Here is a 13,441-nt window from a genome sequence, read left to right as displayed (position 1 = left end):
GGTCCCCATGTCCACCGTATTCATTGCCCTCCAGGCCAACGAAGAAACCCGCCCGATCATCGAAGCGATCGAGATCGACAATCCGCAGGCGGTCGTCAATCGCCAGCCGGCGATGGTCAAGATCGATGCCCAGGGCCAACTGGTGATCCGCAGATCGACCATCGAGGAACAGCTCGGCCGTGATTTCGACCTGCAGGAGCTGCACATCAACCTGATCTCCCTCACCGGCAACGTGAGCGAGGACGACGAAACCCTGACCCTGAGCTGGAACAGCTGAGCGAGGAGACCGCCATGGACATGAAAGTAGCCAAGAAGAAACTCGGCCTTAAGGAAAAATACCGCACGCTGACCCGTGACCTGGGCTGGGACACCACGTATCAGACCAAGGACGCCGTCTTCCCCTACGTCGGTTACGAAGGCATCAAGATCCACGACTGGGACAAGTGGGAAGACCCCTTCCGCCTGACCATGGACGCCTACTGGAAATACCAGGCCGAGAAAGAGCGCAAGTTCTACGCGATCATCGACGCCCACGCCCAGAACAACGGCCATCTGAACCTTACCGACGCGCGCTATCTGTCGGCGCTGAAGATTTTCCTGCAGGCCATCAGCCCCGGCGAATACGCCGCCCACAAGGGCTTTGCCCGCGTTGGCCGCGAATTCCCCGGCGTCGGGACCCAGGTGGCGTGCCAGATGCAGGCCATCGACGAGATCCGCCACGCCCAGACGCAGATCCACGCGATGTCCAACTACAACCGTTACTACAACGGTTTCCATGCCTTCGCGGATACCCGCGACCGCATCTGGTACACCTCGGTGGCGCGCTCCTTCTTCGACGACGCGATGTCGGCCGGCCCCTTCGAGTTCATGATCGCCATCGGCTTCAGCTTCGAGTACGTGCTGACCAACCTGCTGTTCGTGCCCTTCATGTCGGGCGCGGCCTACAACGGCGACATGGCGACGGTGACCTTCGGTTTCTCGGCCCAGTCCGACGAAGCCCGCCACATGACGCTGGGCCTGGAGTGCATCAAGTTCATGCTCGAGCAGGACCCGGACAACCTGCCCATCGTCCAGAACTGGATCGACAAGTGGTTCTGGCGCGGCTTCCGCGTGCTCGGCCTGGTCAGCACGATGATGGACTACATGCTGCCCAAACGCGTCATGTCCTGGCGCGAGGCTTGGGACATCTACGGCGTGGAGAACGGCGGCGCGTTGTTCAAGGACCTGGCCCGCTACGGCATCAAGCCGCCGAAGGGCTGGGACGACGCCGAGAAGGCCATCGACCACATGTCCCACCAGTTCATGCTGGGCCTTTACCAGTGGAGCTTCGGGACTGCCTTCCACAGCTGGATTCCGTCCGAGGAGGACATGAACTGGCTGTCCGCCAAGTATCCGGCCACCTTCGACAAGTACTACCGCCCGCGCTGGAAGCACATCAAGAAGCTGGCCGATGCAGGCACGCCGTTCAAGAACTACGGTCTCGCCAAGCTGTGCCAGACCTGCCAGTTGCCGACGGTCTTCACCGAGCCGGACGACCCGACCCTGACCTGCCACCGGCAGAGCGTCTACAAGGGCCAGAAGTACCACTTCTGCTCCGACGGCTGCCAGCACGTCTTCGACAACGAACCGGAGAAATACGTGCAGGCCTGGCTGCCGATGCCGCAGCTGTTCCAGGCGCCGATCAACGGCGACCTGGGCGCGTGGATGGAATGGGTCAGCCTGCGCGACGGCAAGGACAACGGTGACTACGCCGGTTCCGAAGACCAGCAGAACTTCGAGGCCTGGCGCGGCCTGGCCACCACCAACCAATAAGACAGACCGCTCGGGGCGGCCGGCCCCAGCCCCCCGACTAGACGAGGAGACTCAAATGACCGTAGCTGCAATCCGTGAATACATCGGCGTGCCGCGCGACAGCGTGGAAAATTTCGGCGGCAAGCAGATCGTGTACGCCAGCTGGGACCGCCACCTGCTGTTCGCCGCGCCTTTCCTGCTGTGCCTGCCGCCCGAGACGCCTTTCCGCGATCTCGTCGCAGGTCCGCTGACGGCCCTGATGCAGGCCGACCCGGACGCCGCCGCCCTCGACTGGACGACGGTCGAGTGGCTGAAGGACAACCAGCCGTGGACGCCGGACTTCGAGCGCAGCCTGGCGGACAACGGCATCGGCCACAAGGACCAGCTGCGCTTCCGCACGGCCGGCCTCAACAGCCTGTCGGCCGCGGCCTGAGGAGTTTGCGATGAGCTACGAGCTGACCATCGAACCCCTCGGTCAGACCATCGAGATCGAGGAGGGGCAGACCATCCTCGATGCCGCGCTACGCGCCGGCATCTACCTGCCCCACGCCTGCTGTCACGGCCTGTGCGCCACCTGCAAGGTGCAGGTGAGCGACGGCGAGGTGGAACACGGCGAGGCGTCCAGCTTCGCGCTGATGGACTTCGAGCGGGACGAGGGCAAGTGCCTGGCCTGCTGCGCCACGGCCCAGAGCGACCTGGTGATCGAGGCGGAGATCGAGGAAGACCCGGACGCCGAGAACCTGCCGGTGCGGGATTTCGACGGCGCCGTGGCGCGCATCGAATCCCTCACGCCGACCATCAAGGGCCTGTGGCTCAAGCTCGACGAGCCAATGCGCTTCCAGGCCGGCCAGTACGTGAACCTGGAGCTGCCCGGTGGCATTGGCACCCGCGCCTTCTCCATCGCCAGTCCTCCTTCGGCGGACGGCGAGGTGGAGCTCAACATCCGCATCGTGCCGGGCGGGCAGGGCACCACCTACGTCCACGAGAAGATGCAGGCGCGCGAGAAGGTCCGCATCAGCGGCCCCTACGGGCGCTTCTTCGTGAAGAAGTCGGCGCAGGTGCCGGTGCTCTTCATGGCCGGCGGTTCGGGTCTGTCGAGTCCGCGCTCGATGATCCTCGACCTGCTGGAAGAGGGCTTCGAGCTGCCGATCACGCTGGTGTACGGCCAGCGCACGCGGGACGAGCTGTACTACCACGACGACTTCCTGGCGTTGGCCGAGAAGTACTCCAATTTCCGCTACGTACCGGCCTTGTCGAACGAGCCGGACGGTTCCGGCTGGAACGGCTTCCGCGGCTTCGTGCATGAGGCTGCCAAGGCCGCCTTCGACAACGACTTCCGCGGCAACAAGGCCTACCTGTGCGGCCCGCCGCTGATGATCGAGGCCTGCATCACCACACTGATGCAGGGGCGGCTGTTCGAGCGGGACATCTACACCGAGAAGTTCATCTCCGCGGCCGACGCCCAGCAGGTGCGCAGTCCGCTGTTCAAGGCGATCTGAGCGGATCGGTGCGCGGGACGCAGATTTCGCGCGCCGATTTTCATACCTAAAAGGTATTCAGTGCTAGAAACTAAAGTATTGGACGGTATAGAGACCCGTTCTTAGACTGGCTTCCATACCGGCTCGGCCCGGATGGCATCCAGACAACATACCGAGGTAAGCATGCGTCTCATCGAGAATTTCATCGGCGGCGAATACACCGCCGGCCTCAGCGGCAAAACCTTCGAGAAGCGCTCGCCGGTGGATAACCGGGTCATCGCGCGGATCAGCGAGGCTGGCCGCGGTGAGGTGGATGCGGCCGTGCAGGCCGCGCGGGCAGCCCTCCAAGGGGAATGGGGCGGTCTGACGCTGGAGCAGCGCGTCGACCTGCTGTACGGCGTGGCCGACGAGATCACCCGCCGCTTCGAGGACTTCGTGGCCGCCGAGATGGCCGACACCGGCCAGCCGTCCCACGTCATGCGGCAGGTGTTCATTCCGCGTGGCGCGGCCAACTTCAAGGTCTTTGCCGACATGGTCAAGAACGTGCCGGCGGAGTCCTTCCAGATGTCCACGCCGGACGGCCGTGGCGCGCTGAACTACGCGATCCGCGTGCCCAAGGGTGTGATCGGCGTGATCAGCCCGTGGAACGCGCCCTTCCTGCTGATGACCTGGAAGGTGGGCCCGGCGCTGGCCTGCGGCAACACGGTGATCGTCAAGCCGTCCGAAGAGTCGCCGCACACCGCGGCTCTGCTCGGCGAAGTGATGAACGCGGTGGGCATCCCGAAGGGCGTCTACAACGTGATCCACGGCTTCGGGCCGGATTCCGCGGGCGAGTTCCTGACTCAGCATCCGGGCGTTGACGCGATCACCTTCACCGGCGAGACGCGCACCGGCTCGGCGATCATGAAGGCCGCCTCGAACGGCATGCGCGACGTGTCCTTCGAGCTCGGTGGCAAGAACGCCGGCATCGTCTTCGCCGACGCGGATTTCGACGCGGCGGTGGATGGCATCTTCCGCTCGGCCTTCCTCAACACCGGGCAGGTTTGTCTGGGTACCGAGCGGGTGTATGTGGAACGGCCGATCTTCGACAAGTTTGTCGCGGCGCTGAAGACCAGGGTCGAAGCGGTCAAGTTCGGTCGCCCGGAAGACCACGACGCCAACTACGGCCCACTGATCAGCCAGGAGCACCGCCAGAAGGTCCTGTCCTACTACCGCAAGGCGGTGGAGGAGGGCGCCACGGTGGTGACCGGCGGCAGTGTGCCCGACATGCCGGCCGAACTGGCCGAAGGTGCCTGGGTGCAGCCGACGATCTGGACCGGCTTGCCCGAGACCGCCGCCGTGGTGCGTGAGGAAATCTTCGGGCCGTGCTGCCACATCCGCCCGTTCGACAGCGAGAACGAGGTCGTGCAACTCGCCAACGACACCGACTACGGCCTGTCCACGACGATCTGGACCACCAATCTGGCGCGTGCCCACCGCGTTGCGGCGCGCATCGAGGTCGGCATCACCTGGATCAACAGCTGGTTCCTGCGCGACCTGCGCACGCCTTTCGGCGGTTCCAAGCAATCCGGCATCGGCCGCGAGGGTGGTGTGCATTCGCTGGAGTTCTACACCGAGACCCGCAACATCTGCGTGAAGCTCTGACGCATCCCCCAGGACAGAGAGATGAACGAAGAACAGATCCAACACTACGGCGACGCGCTGTACGACGCGTGGCGCGAGTGCCGCACGATTGCGCCGCTGCTCGAGCAAGAACCGGAGATCACCCTCGCCGACGCCTACCGCATCCAGCTGCGCTACGTCGAGCGCCGCGTGGCCGCCGGCGAGACCATCGTCGGCAAGAAGATCGGCGTGACCAGCAAGCCGGTACAGGATTTCCTCGGCGTGTTCCAGCCGGACTTCGGCCAGCTCACGTCGGGCATGGTCTATCAGGAAGGTGACGTGATCGACCTGGGCACGCTGATCCAGCCCAAGGCCGAGGCCGAGCTGGCCTTCGTGCTGAAGGCTGACCTGCAGGGGCCGGGCGTCACCGCGATGGACGTGATCCGCGCCACCGACTACGTGGTGCCGTGTTTCGAGATCGTCGATTCGCGCATCACCGACTGGAAGATCCGCATCCAGGACACTGTCGCCGACAACGCCTCCTGCGGCGTCTATGTGCTCGGCAAGACCAAGGGTGATCCGCGCAAGCTCGACATCACACTGGCCGGCATGGTGCTGGAGAAGAACGGCGAGCTGCATTCCACCGGCGTCGGCGCCGCGGTGCAGGGCTCGCCGGCCAACGCGGTGGCCTGGCTGGCCAACACCCTCGGCGAGTTGGGCATTCCGTTCAAGGCCGGCGAGGTGATTCTGTCCGGCTCCCAGTCGGCGCTGGTGCCGGTCGCCGATGGCGACGAACTGGTGTGTACGGTGGGCGGCCTCGGCAGCTGCCGCGTCAAGTTTGCAGGAAGGAGCGCGGTATGAGTATGGAAATCACCCTGAACCGTGAGGACATCGTTCGCCTGTGCGAGCGTGTGGAAGGCGCCCAGACCCGCGCCTACGCCATCCCCAAGCTGACCGACGAATATCCCGGCATGACCATCGGCGACGGCTACGCCGTGCAGCTGGAATTGCGCCGGCGTTTCCTCGCCCGCGGCCACAAGCAGGTCGGCTGGAAGGCCGGCCTTACCTCCAAGGCTAAGATGAAGCAGATGGGCGTCGACGTGCCGTCGATCGGTTTTCTCACCGACCGCATGGCGCGGCCGGAGAATGCCGCCATCTCCACCTCCGACCTAGTCCATCCGCGCGTCGAGTGCGAAGTCGCCTTCGTGATGAAGGACGAGCTGAAGGGGCCGGGCTGCACCGCCGGCGCCGTGCTGGCAGCAACGGATTACGTGTTGCCGGCGGTGGAGATCATCGATTCGCGCTTCTCCGGCTTCAAGTTCGACCTGCCCAGCGTGGTGGCGGACAACGGCTCGTCGGCCCGCTTCGTCGGTGGCGGCCGCGCCCGCTATGCGAAGGATCTGGACCTGCGGACCCTTGGCGTGGTGATGGAAAAGAACGGCGAGATCGTCGCCATGGGCGCCTCTGCCGCCGTGCTGGGTCACCCGGCGGAGGCCATCGCGATGCTGGTGAACATCCTCGCCGAGCTCGGCGAGAGCCTGCCCGCCGGCAGTTTCGTGATGAGCGGCGGCATCACCGAGGCCATTGCCGTGAAGCCGGGTGACAGCGTGATCGCCCGTTTCCAGGAACTGGGCAGCGTATCGATGCGCTTCGTCGAATAAGCCCGAGGAGAACCCCATGCCAATTATCGAAATGCACATGATGGTGGGCCGCACCACCGAGCAGAAGCACAAGGTTGCCGCGGCGGTGACCGAGGCGGTCGCGAAGAGCCTCGACTGCAGCGCCGATACCGTCCGCATCCTGATCACCGAACACGCCACCGACGGTTTCTACGTCGCCGGACAGACCATGGCCCAGCGCGCCGCTGCGCGGGCCGCCCAGGAGCAGAACGTATGAAGAAGATCCGCTGTGCCTTGATCGGCTCCGGCAACATCGGCACCGACCTGATCTACAAGATCCAGCGCAGCCCGGTGCTGGAGCCGGTGTGGATGGTTGGCATCGACCCCGAATCCGAAGGCCTCGCCCGCGCCCGCAGCATGGGCCTGAAGACCACCGCCGAAGGCGTGGACGGCCTCCTGCCTCACGTGCTCGAAGACAACATCCAGATCGCCTTCGATGCCACCAGTGCCTACGTCCATGCGGAGAACAGCCGCAAGCTCAACGAGTTGGGTGTGCTGATGATCGACCTGACGCCGGCCGCCATCGGCCCCCTGTGCGTGCCGCCGGTGAACCTGCGCGAGCACGCCGACAAGCTGGAGATGAACGTCAACATGATCTCCTGTGCCGGCCAGGCGACGATTCCCATCGTCAATGCGGTGTCGCGCATCCAGAGTGTGGGCTACGCGGAGATCGTCGCCAGCCTGGCCTCCAAGTCGGTCGGCCCCGGCACCCGCGCCAACCTGGACGAGTTCACCTACACCACGTCCAACGCCATCGAGGTCGTCGGCGGCGCCCGCAAGGGCAAGGCGCTGGCCATCATCAACCCGGCCGAGCCACCGCTGATCATGCGCAACACCATCTATTGCCTCACCGACGAGGTGCCCGACGAGGCGCGCATCACCGCCTCGGTGCTGGAGATGATCAAGGAAGTGCAGAAGTACGTGCCGGGCTACCGGCTGGTGAACGGCCCGGTGTTCGACGAAACGCCGAAGGGGCACCGCGTGTCGGTGTTCATGGAAGTGGCCGGCCTCGGCGACTACCTGCCCAAGTACGCCGGCAACCTGGACATCATGACCGCGGCGGCGACCCGAACCGCCGAGATGTTCGCCGAGGAGATCCTTGCCGGAAAGATCAAGCTGCAATCCATGGAGGTGGCGTAATGAGCGCATCCAGCCTGAAGGGCCGCAAGGTCATCCTGCACGACATGTGCCTGCGCGACGGCATGCATGCCAAGCGCGAACAGATCAGTGTCGACCAGATGGTCAAGGTTGCCACCGCCCTCGACGGCGCCGGCGTGCCCTATCTGCAGGTCACCCACGGGGCAGGCATGGGGGGCAATTCCCTGCAGCACGGCTTTGCGCCGCACAGTAACGAGGAGTACATCTCGGCGGTGGCCTCGAAGATGAAGCAGGCCAAGGTGTCGGTGCTGCTGATTCCGGGCCTCGGCACCATGAAGGAGCTGCAGTCCGCCTACGACTGCGGCGCTCGCAGCGTGCATGTGGCGACCCACTGCACCGAGGCCGACACTTCGCCGCAGCACATCGCCTTTGCGCGCAAGCTGGGCATGGACACCACCGGCTTCCTGATGATGGCCCACCTCAACGACCCGGCCGGCATCGCCAAGCAGGGCAAACTGATGGAGGATTACGGCGCCCACACGGTGTACGTCACCGACTCGGCCGGCTACATGCTGCCGGCGGACGTGAAGGCCCGCGTGCAGGCCTTGCGCGACGTGCTCAAACCGGAGACGGAGATCGGCTTTCACGGCCACCACAACCTGGGCATGGGCATCGCCAACTCCATCGCCGCCATCGAGGCCGGCGCGAGCCGCATCGACGGCTCGGTGGCCGGGCTGGGCGCCGGCGCCGGCAACACGCCGCTGGAAGTGTTCGCCGCGGTCTGCGAGCGGATGGGTATCGACACCGGAGTCGATCTGTTCAAGCTGATGGATGCCGCCGAGGACATCATCGTGCCGATGATGGACCACATCGTGCGTGTCGACCGCGAATCCCTGACTCTCGGCTTCGCCGGTGTCTATTCGACCTTCCTGCTCCATTCCAAGCGGGCCGCCGAGCGCTTCGGCGTGCCGGCGCGGGACATCCTGGTGGAGCTGGGCCGCAAAAAGATGATCGGCGGCCAGGAGGACATGATCATGGACACCGCGATGACCATGGCCAAGGAGCGCGGCCTGCTGAAGGAAGTTGCCGCCTGACCCTCACGACGGGGCGCCCACGCAGGCGCCCCGCGATCCACACCTTTCAACGGAGACAAAGACATGGCACTCAGAGGACTGCTGCGCATGGGCGAGGTCGCATTGCGCGTGCTCGACATGGGCGAGGCGCGCGAGCACTACGGCAAGCGCATGGGGCTGCACGAGGTGATGACCGACGCCGCCGGCCAGGTGTACTACAAGGCCTGGGACGAGCACGACCACCATTGCCTGGTGCTGCGCGAGGCCGATTCGGCCGGCATCGACTACTTCGCCTTCAAGGTCTTCGACGACGCAACACTCGACACGCTGGAACCGAAGATCCGCGCTTTCGGCCTGCAGGTGGAGCATATCGAGGCCGGCGTCTACCCGAAGAGCGGGCGGCGCCTGCAATTCACGCTGCCCAGCGGCCACGTGATGCAGCTCTACGCTCACAAGGAGCAGACCGGCAACAGCATGCCGCTGCTCAATCCCGGCGTCTTGCCGGACGAGGGCGTGATCCGTGGCTTTCGCATCAACCGTCTCGACCATGCGCTGCTCGGCGGCGTGAATATCGACGAATCGGCACGCCTGTTCACTGAGGTCTTCGATTTCGACCTCAGCGAGCGCCTGATCGACGCAGAAAGCGGCCAGTCCCTGGCGCTGTTCCTGAGTTGCACCACCACGCCCCACGACATCGCCTTCGTGCTGCAACCAACGCCGGGGCGTTTCCACCACGTGTCCTTCCTGCTCGAATCGGTGACCGACGTGATCCACGCAGCGGACCTGATTGGCAAGTACCGCATCCCGGTGGATGTGGGGCCGAACCGGCACGGGGTGACCCGTGGCGCGACGATCTACTTCTTCGATCCGTCGGGCAACCGCAACGAGGTGTTCTCCGGCGGTTACGTGCATTACCCGGATACGCCGACCCTCACCTGGGACACCACCGAGCTGGGCCACGCGACCTTCGCCCAGGACAACGTAGTGCGCGAGAGTTTCCTGACGGTGCTGACGGGTTGAAAGGATCCCTGAACATGAATACGGCAGAAGAACTGGCCATCGTGGTCGGTGCCACCGGCGCCTTTGGCAATGCAATCGTGGACCGCCTGACGGCCGCTGGCCTCGGCGTGGTGGCGGTCGCCCGCAGCGCCGATTCGCTAGCAGCCCTGCAGGACCGGGTGCCCGGCCTGACGGCCTGCGTGGCTGACATCGGCGACGACTCGGCGATCTCCGCCATCGCTGCGGCGGTCGACCGGCCTGTGCGGATGGTGGTGCATGGCCCTGGTGTGGCGGTGGCGGGCGGTATCCTCAGCGCGCCGACGGCGAGCATGGTGGACGCGGTGAACATCAAGGTTGGCGGCCTACTGCGCCTGGCCCGGGCGGTGGACGGGTTGCTGTCGGCCGGTTCGCGGATCGTTGCCATCGGCGGCCATTACGGCTTCGAACCGACGGCCTACGCGGCGGCGGCCGGCGTGGCCAATGCGGCGCTGGCGAATGTGGTGCGCCAGCTCAGCCTGGCCTACGGCCCGCGGGGCGTGACGGCGCACTTGATCGCGCCGGGGCCCGCCGACACCGAGCGCCTGCGCCGGGTCGCCGCCGACCGCGCCGCCCTGCGTGGCATCACGGTGGACGAGGTGCTGGCCGAGATGCTCGCCGATTCGTCCATCGGTCGTTTCACCACACCGGAGCAGGTGGCCTGGGCTGTGGCCCTGCTGCTCGCCCCGGAGGCTGACTCCATGACCGGCTCGAGCCTGATGCTTGATTCCGGCCGCCGCCGTGGCCTGCCCTAGAGTCTGTTGACTAGGAGATTCCCGATGCCGATCGTCAATTTTCATCTCGTCGAAGGCATGAGCACGCCCGAGCAGGACGAGCGCCTGCTCCTCGATGCATGCCGGTTCTATGCGGAAGTGCTCGACGCGCCGATGGACCGGGTGCGCGCGTTCATCACGTCCCACCGGCCGTCGCAGATGGCGGTTGCCGGCGATCTGGTGGCGCACAACGGGCTGCATGCGCCGTGGTTCGACTGCATCGTGCTCGAAGGGCGTTCGCTGGAGCAGCGCCAGCGCTTGCTGAGGGGCTTCACCGATCTGCTGGTGGATGTGCTCGGCGTGCGCCGCGATCTGGTGCGCGGTTGTTGCCGGCGCGTGCCGCCCGAGGACTGGGCCATCGGCGGCGAGCCGGCCAGTGTGTTGCGCAAGGACGAGGTGGCTGCGCGGGCCCGGGCGGCGGCCTCGAGCTCCGCGTGAGTTTCGGGCCTCGCCCTTGCGTCTCCCCCGACCGACTTAATTCCTCTCCTCCCTGAATCTGTCGGTCGTTGCTTGACCCCTGTGCGGCTTGTTGCCGCACAGGGGTTCTTTTTTTAGGGCGAAATGATGATGGGCATGGCTGCTGCCCGCGGGAGTGGTGCTTCTCGAGTGCCGCATTGAAGGAGTGGCAGTGAGCCGGGGTAGGGGCGTTGGCTCCCGCGGTCCTGCTGCCGGACGTGGCTTATGATGTGAGCTACATCAGTGGTGGCGAACGGCTCTGTCCGTTTTCTGCCTTGCCGGGCGGCTGGCGCCAGTGTGCAAAGATGATTGGACAACAACAAAGTTTGAAGGATGGGGACCGCATGGAACTACAGAACAACCGCTTCAAGGAGCGCCTGCTGGCGGGCGATTTGCAGTACGGCCTGTGGCTCGGGCTGTCGGAGATCTTCAGTGCCGAGATCTGCGCCGGCGCCGGCTTCGACTGGCTGCTGATCGACGCCGAGCACGGTCCGAACGATCTGCGCTCGATCTTCGCGCAATTGCAGGCCATTGCGCCGTACGACTCGCAGCCCGTCGTGCGGCCGCCGCAGGGTGACCACGTGCTGATCAAGCAGTTGCTGGAAACCGGCGTGCAGACTTTGCTGATCCCGATGGTCGAATCGGGCGAACAAGCCCGGCACCTGGTTGAGGCGATGCGCTATCCGCCGGAAGGCATCCGTGGGGTCGGCAGTTCGATCGCCCGTGCTGCCCGCTGGGGGCGGATCACCGATTACGCGGAGCGGGCCAACGACCAGATGTGTCTGCTGGTGCAGGTGGAGACCCGTACCGGACTGGAAAATCTCGATGCGATCCTGGCCGTACCAGGCGTCGATGGGGTGTTCTTCGGCGCGGTGGATCTGGCGGCGTCCTTCGGACTGCTTGGTCAGCCGAATCACCCGGACATCGTGGCGCGCATTGAGGATGGCCTTCAGCGTACTGCGGCCTGTGGCAAGGCCGGCGGCGTGTTGTGCGGCAACCGGGAGCTGGTGGCCCGCTACCGGGATGCCGGAGCTCGCTTCATCGCCGTCGGCGTCGATGGAATGCTGCTGGCGGCAGCCACCTCCGAACTCTGCGCATCCTTCAAGGGCGGTGGTTTCGGCGGGGTGGGCGGCTACGGTTGACCCTGCTCCGGCCTGGCGGGTCTTGCCAAAAGCCCGCGAATGTGCCAACATCGCCGGCTCCCTCGGGATAGGAAAGGGTTCTTCTTACTATCCGCCGACGGGCAACCTTGTCCTACCGTTCGCATGACGGGGGGCTTTTATCCACAAGGAGATTCCATGCGGCATTACGAAGTCGTATTCATCGTTCACCCCGATCAGAGCGAGCAAGTCCCCGCCATGATCGAGCGTTATCGTTCCCTCGTGACCTCCCAGAACGGCCAGATCCATCGTCTGGAAGACTGGGGTCGTCGTCAGCTGGCCTACCCGATCCAGAAGATCCACAAGGCTCACTACGTGCTGATGAACATCGAGTGCGATCAGTCCACCATTGCTGAGCTCGAGCACGGCTTCAAGTTCAACGACGCCGTCCTGCGTTACCTGTCCATCCGCACCAAGCGCGCCGTGACCACCCCGTCGCCGATGATGAAGGAAGAAAAGGCTCGTTCCCTGACTTCCGGTGCAGATGAGGCCAAGCCGGCTGCCGAGCAGCCCGCTGCCTGAGTTGCAGGAAGCACAGCGCAACAGTTTTGAGATTGATGGCGTCCTGACCGAAATCGGCGCCTTGCGTTACTCCCCCGGCGGTGTGCCGGTGCTGGCAGGACGCTTGGAACACCGGTCCCGGCAGGTCGAAGCAGGTGTGGAGCGGGATGTAAGCCTCGAGCTGCAGGTTGTAGCTTTGGGTGACAAGGCGAAATTGCTCGCCAGTGCCCGTCTGGGATGTCCAGCGCATGTCGTCGGATTTCTTGCCGCCAAAAGCCTGCGTAGCCGGACGCCTGTATTGCATATCGATACGATCGAATTTTTGGAAGGAATGAATCATGGCATTCAAGCCAGCAATGAAGCGTAAGGACGACCGTGGCGGTCGCAGCCTTTTCAAGCGTCGCAAGTTCTGCCGTTTCAGTGCAGAGAAGATTGAAGAAATCGATTACAAGGATGTGGACATCCTGAAGGATTTCATCACCGAAAACGCCAAGATCATGCCGGCGCGCATCACCGGTACCAAGTCTGGCTACCAGCGTCAGCTGTCCACCGCGATCAAGCGTGCCCGCTTCCTCGCCCTGCTGCCCTACACCGACCTGCATCAGTAATTCCGGAGAGACAGCATGCAAATCATTCTTTTGGACAAGGTTGTCAATCTGGGTGGCCTCGGTGACGTGGTCAAGGTCAAGGACGGTTACGCTCGTAACTTCCTGATCCCGCAAGGCAAGGCCAAGCGTGCCAACGCCGCTAACCTGGCTGAGTTCGAAGCCCGTCGTGCCGAGCTCGAGCGCATCG

Annotated in this window: 18 protein-coding genes (1 of these 18 cut by a window edge); all 18 read left to right on the top strand. The window is 64.6% G+C overall.

The genetic code is table 11. The features are described from left to right. The first annotated feature begins 7 nt into the window (after nt 1-7). Nucleotides 8-277, top strand: a complete 270-nt coding sequence (locus AC1PPK_RS00120; RefSeq protein WP_481115819.1) for an MmoB/DmpM family protein — start codon at nt 8-10, stop codon at nt 275-277. A 14-nt stretch (nt 278-291) separates the two neighbouring features. After that, a complete protein-coding gene (locus tag AC1PPK_RS00115; protein WP_481115818.1) occupies nt 292-1,812 on the top strand; it encodes an aromatic/alkene/methane monooxygenase hydroxylase/oxygenase subunit alpha in 1,521 nt (506 codons plus the stop codon). Between the two features lie 55 nt (nt 1,813-1,867). Beyond that, nucleotides 1,868-2,224 (top strand): phenol hydroxylase subunit P4, encoded by a 357-nt coding sequence (locus tag AC1PPK_RS00110; protein WP_481115817.1) that lies wholly within the window; start codon nt 1,868-1,870, stop codon nt 2,222-2,224. A 10-nt stretch (nt 2,225-2,234) separates the two neighbouring features. Then, entirely contained in the window at nt 2,235-3,290 is a 1,056-nt protein-coding gene (locus AC1PPK_RS00105) for a 2Fe-2S iron-sulfur cluster-binding protein (protein WP_481115816.1), read from the top strand. Nucleotides 3,291-3,452: 162 nt separating this feature from the next. Then, nucleotides 3,453-4,913 carry a 2-hydroxymuconic semialdehyde dehydrogenase gene (locus tag AC1PPK_RS00100; RefSeq protein ID WP_481115815.1) on the top strand — a complete coding sequence of 487 codons (1,461 nt, stop codon included), beginning with the start codon at nt 3,453-3,455 and terminating at the stop codon, nt 4,911-4,913. A 21-nt stretch (nt 4,914-4,934) separates the two neighbouring features. Continuing rightward, a complete protein-coding gene (gene dmpE / locus AC1PPK_RS00095; protein ID WP_481115814.1) occupies nt 4,935-5,732 on the top strand; it encodes a 2-oxopent-4-enoate hydratase in 798 nt (265 codons plus the stop codon). Next, the gene (gene dmpH, locus AC1PPK_RS00090) at nt 5,729-6,532 is read left to right on the top strand and encodes a 2-oxo-3-hexenedioate decarboxylase (protein WP_481115813.1); all 804 of its coding nucleotides are present in this window, start codon (nt 5,729-5,731) and stop codon (nt 6,530-6,532) included. Before dmpE ends, dmpH begins: the two co-directional genes overlap by 4 nt. A 16-nt stretch (nt 6,533-6,548) precedes the next feature. After that, entirely contained in the window at nt 6,549-6,767 is a 219-nt protein-coding gene (locus AC1PPK_RS00085; RefSeq protein ID WP_481115811.1) for a tautomerase family protein, read from the top strand. After that, nucleotides 6,764-7,690 (top strand): acetaldehyde dehydrogenase (acetylating), encoded by a 927-nt coding sequence (locus tag AC1PPK_RS00080; RefSeq protein WP_481115810.1) that lies wholly within the window; start codon nt 6,764-6,766, stop codon nt 7,688-7,690. The genes AC1PPK_RS00085 and AC1PPK_RS00080 overlap by 4 nt, the downstream gene beginning before the upstream one ends. Next, nucleotides 7,690-8,742, top strand: a complete 1,053-nt coding sequence (gene dmpG / locus AC1PPK_RS00075) for a 4-hydroxy-2-oxovalerate aldolase (RefSeq protein ID WP_481115809.1) — start codon at nt 7,690-7,692, stop codon at nt 8,740-8,742. Before AC1PPK_RS00080 ends, dmpG begins: the two co-directional genes overlap by 1 nt. A gap of 63 nt (nt 8,743-8,805) precedes the next feature. Continuing rightward, the gene (locus AC1PPK_RS00070) at nt 8,806-9,741 is read left to right on the top strand and encodes a catechol 2,3-dioxygenase (RefSeq protein WP_481115808.1); all 936 of its coding nucleotides are present in this window, start codon (nt 8,806-8,808) and stop codon (nt 9,739-9,741) included. Nucleotides 9,742-9,755: 14 nt separating this feature from the next. Further along, the gene (locus tag AC1PPK_RS00065; RefSeq protein ID WP_481115807.1) at nt 9,756-10,511 is read left to right on the top strand and encodes an SDR family oxidoreductase; all 756 of its coding nucleotides are present in this window, start codon (nt 9,756-9,758) and stop codon (nt 10,509-10,511) included. A 24-nt stretch (nt 10,512-10,535) separates the two neighbouring features. After that, complete coding sequence (locus tag AC1PPK_RS00060; RefSeq protein WP_481115806.1) at nt 10,536-10,967, top strand: tautomerase family protein; 432 nt, start codon at nt 10,536-10,538, stop codon at nt 10,965-10,967. 362 nt (nt 10,968-11,329) lie between these two features. Beyond that, nucleotides 11,330-12,127 carry an aldolase/citrate lyase family protein gene (locus AC1PPK_RS00055; RefSeq protein ID WP_481115805.1) on the top strand — a complete coding sequence of 266 codons (798 nt, stop codon included), beginning with the start codon at nt 11,330-11,332 and terminating at the stop codon, nt 12,125-12,127. A 156-nt stretch (nt 12,128-12,283) separates the two neighbouring features. After that, a complete protein-coding gene (gene rpsF / locus AC1PPK_RS00050; protein WP_481115804.1) occupies nt 12,284-12,667 on the top strand; it encodes a 30S ribosomal protein S6 in 384 nt (127 codons plus the stop codon). A 1-nt stretch (nt 12,668) separates the two neighbouring features. Then, nucleotides 12,669-13,013, top strand: a complete 345-nt coding sequence (priB, locus tag AC1PPK_RS00045) for a primosomal replication protein N (protein ID WP_481115803.1) — start codon at nt 12,669-12,671, stop codon at nt 13,011-13,013. Continuing rightward, entirely contained in the window at nt 12,985-13,254 is a 270-nt protein-coding gene (rpsR, locus tag AC1PPK_RS00040; RefSeq protein WP_153162030.1) for a 30S ribosomal protein S18, read from the top strand. The genes priB and rpsR overlap by 29 nt, the downstream gene beginning before the upstream one ends. Before the next feature lie 15 nt (nt 13,255-13,269). Beyond that, nucleotides 13,270-13,441, top strand: partial view of a 50S ribosomal protein L9 gene (rplI, locus tag AC1PPK_RS00035; RefSeq protein WP_481115802.1) — the beginning only. 278 nt of this gene lie beyond the right edge of the window; only the first 172 of its 450 coding nucleotides appear in the window; its start codon is at nt 13,270-13,272; the stop codon falls past the right edge of the window.

The sequence above is a fragment of the Zoogloea sp. JDB1 genome (assembly GCF_056724025.1).
This window is presented reverse-complemented; position numbering and strand designations above follow the sequence as displayed.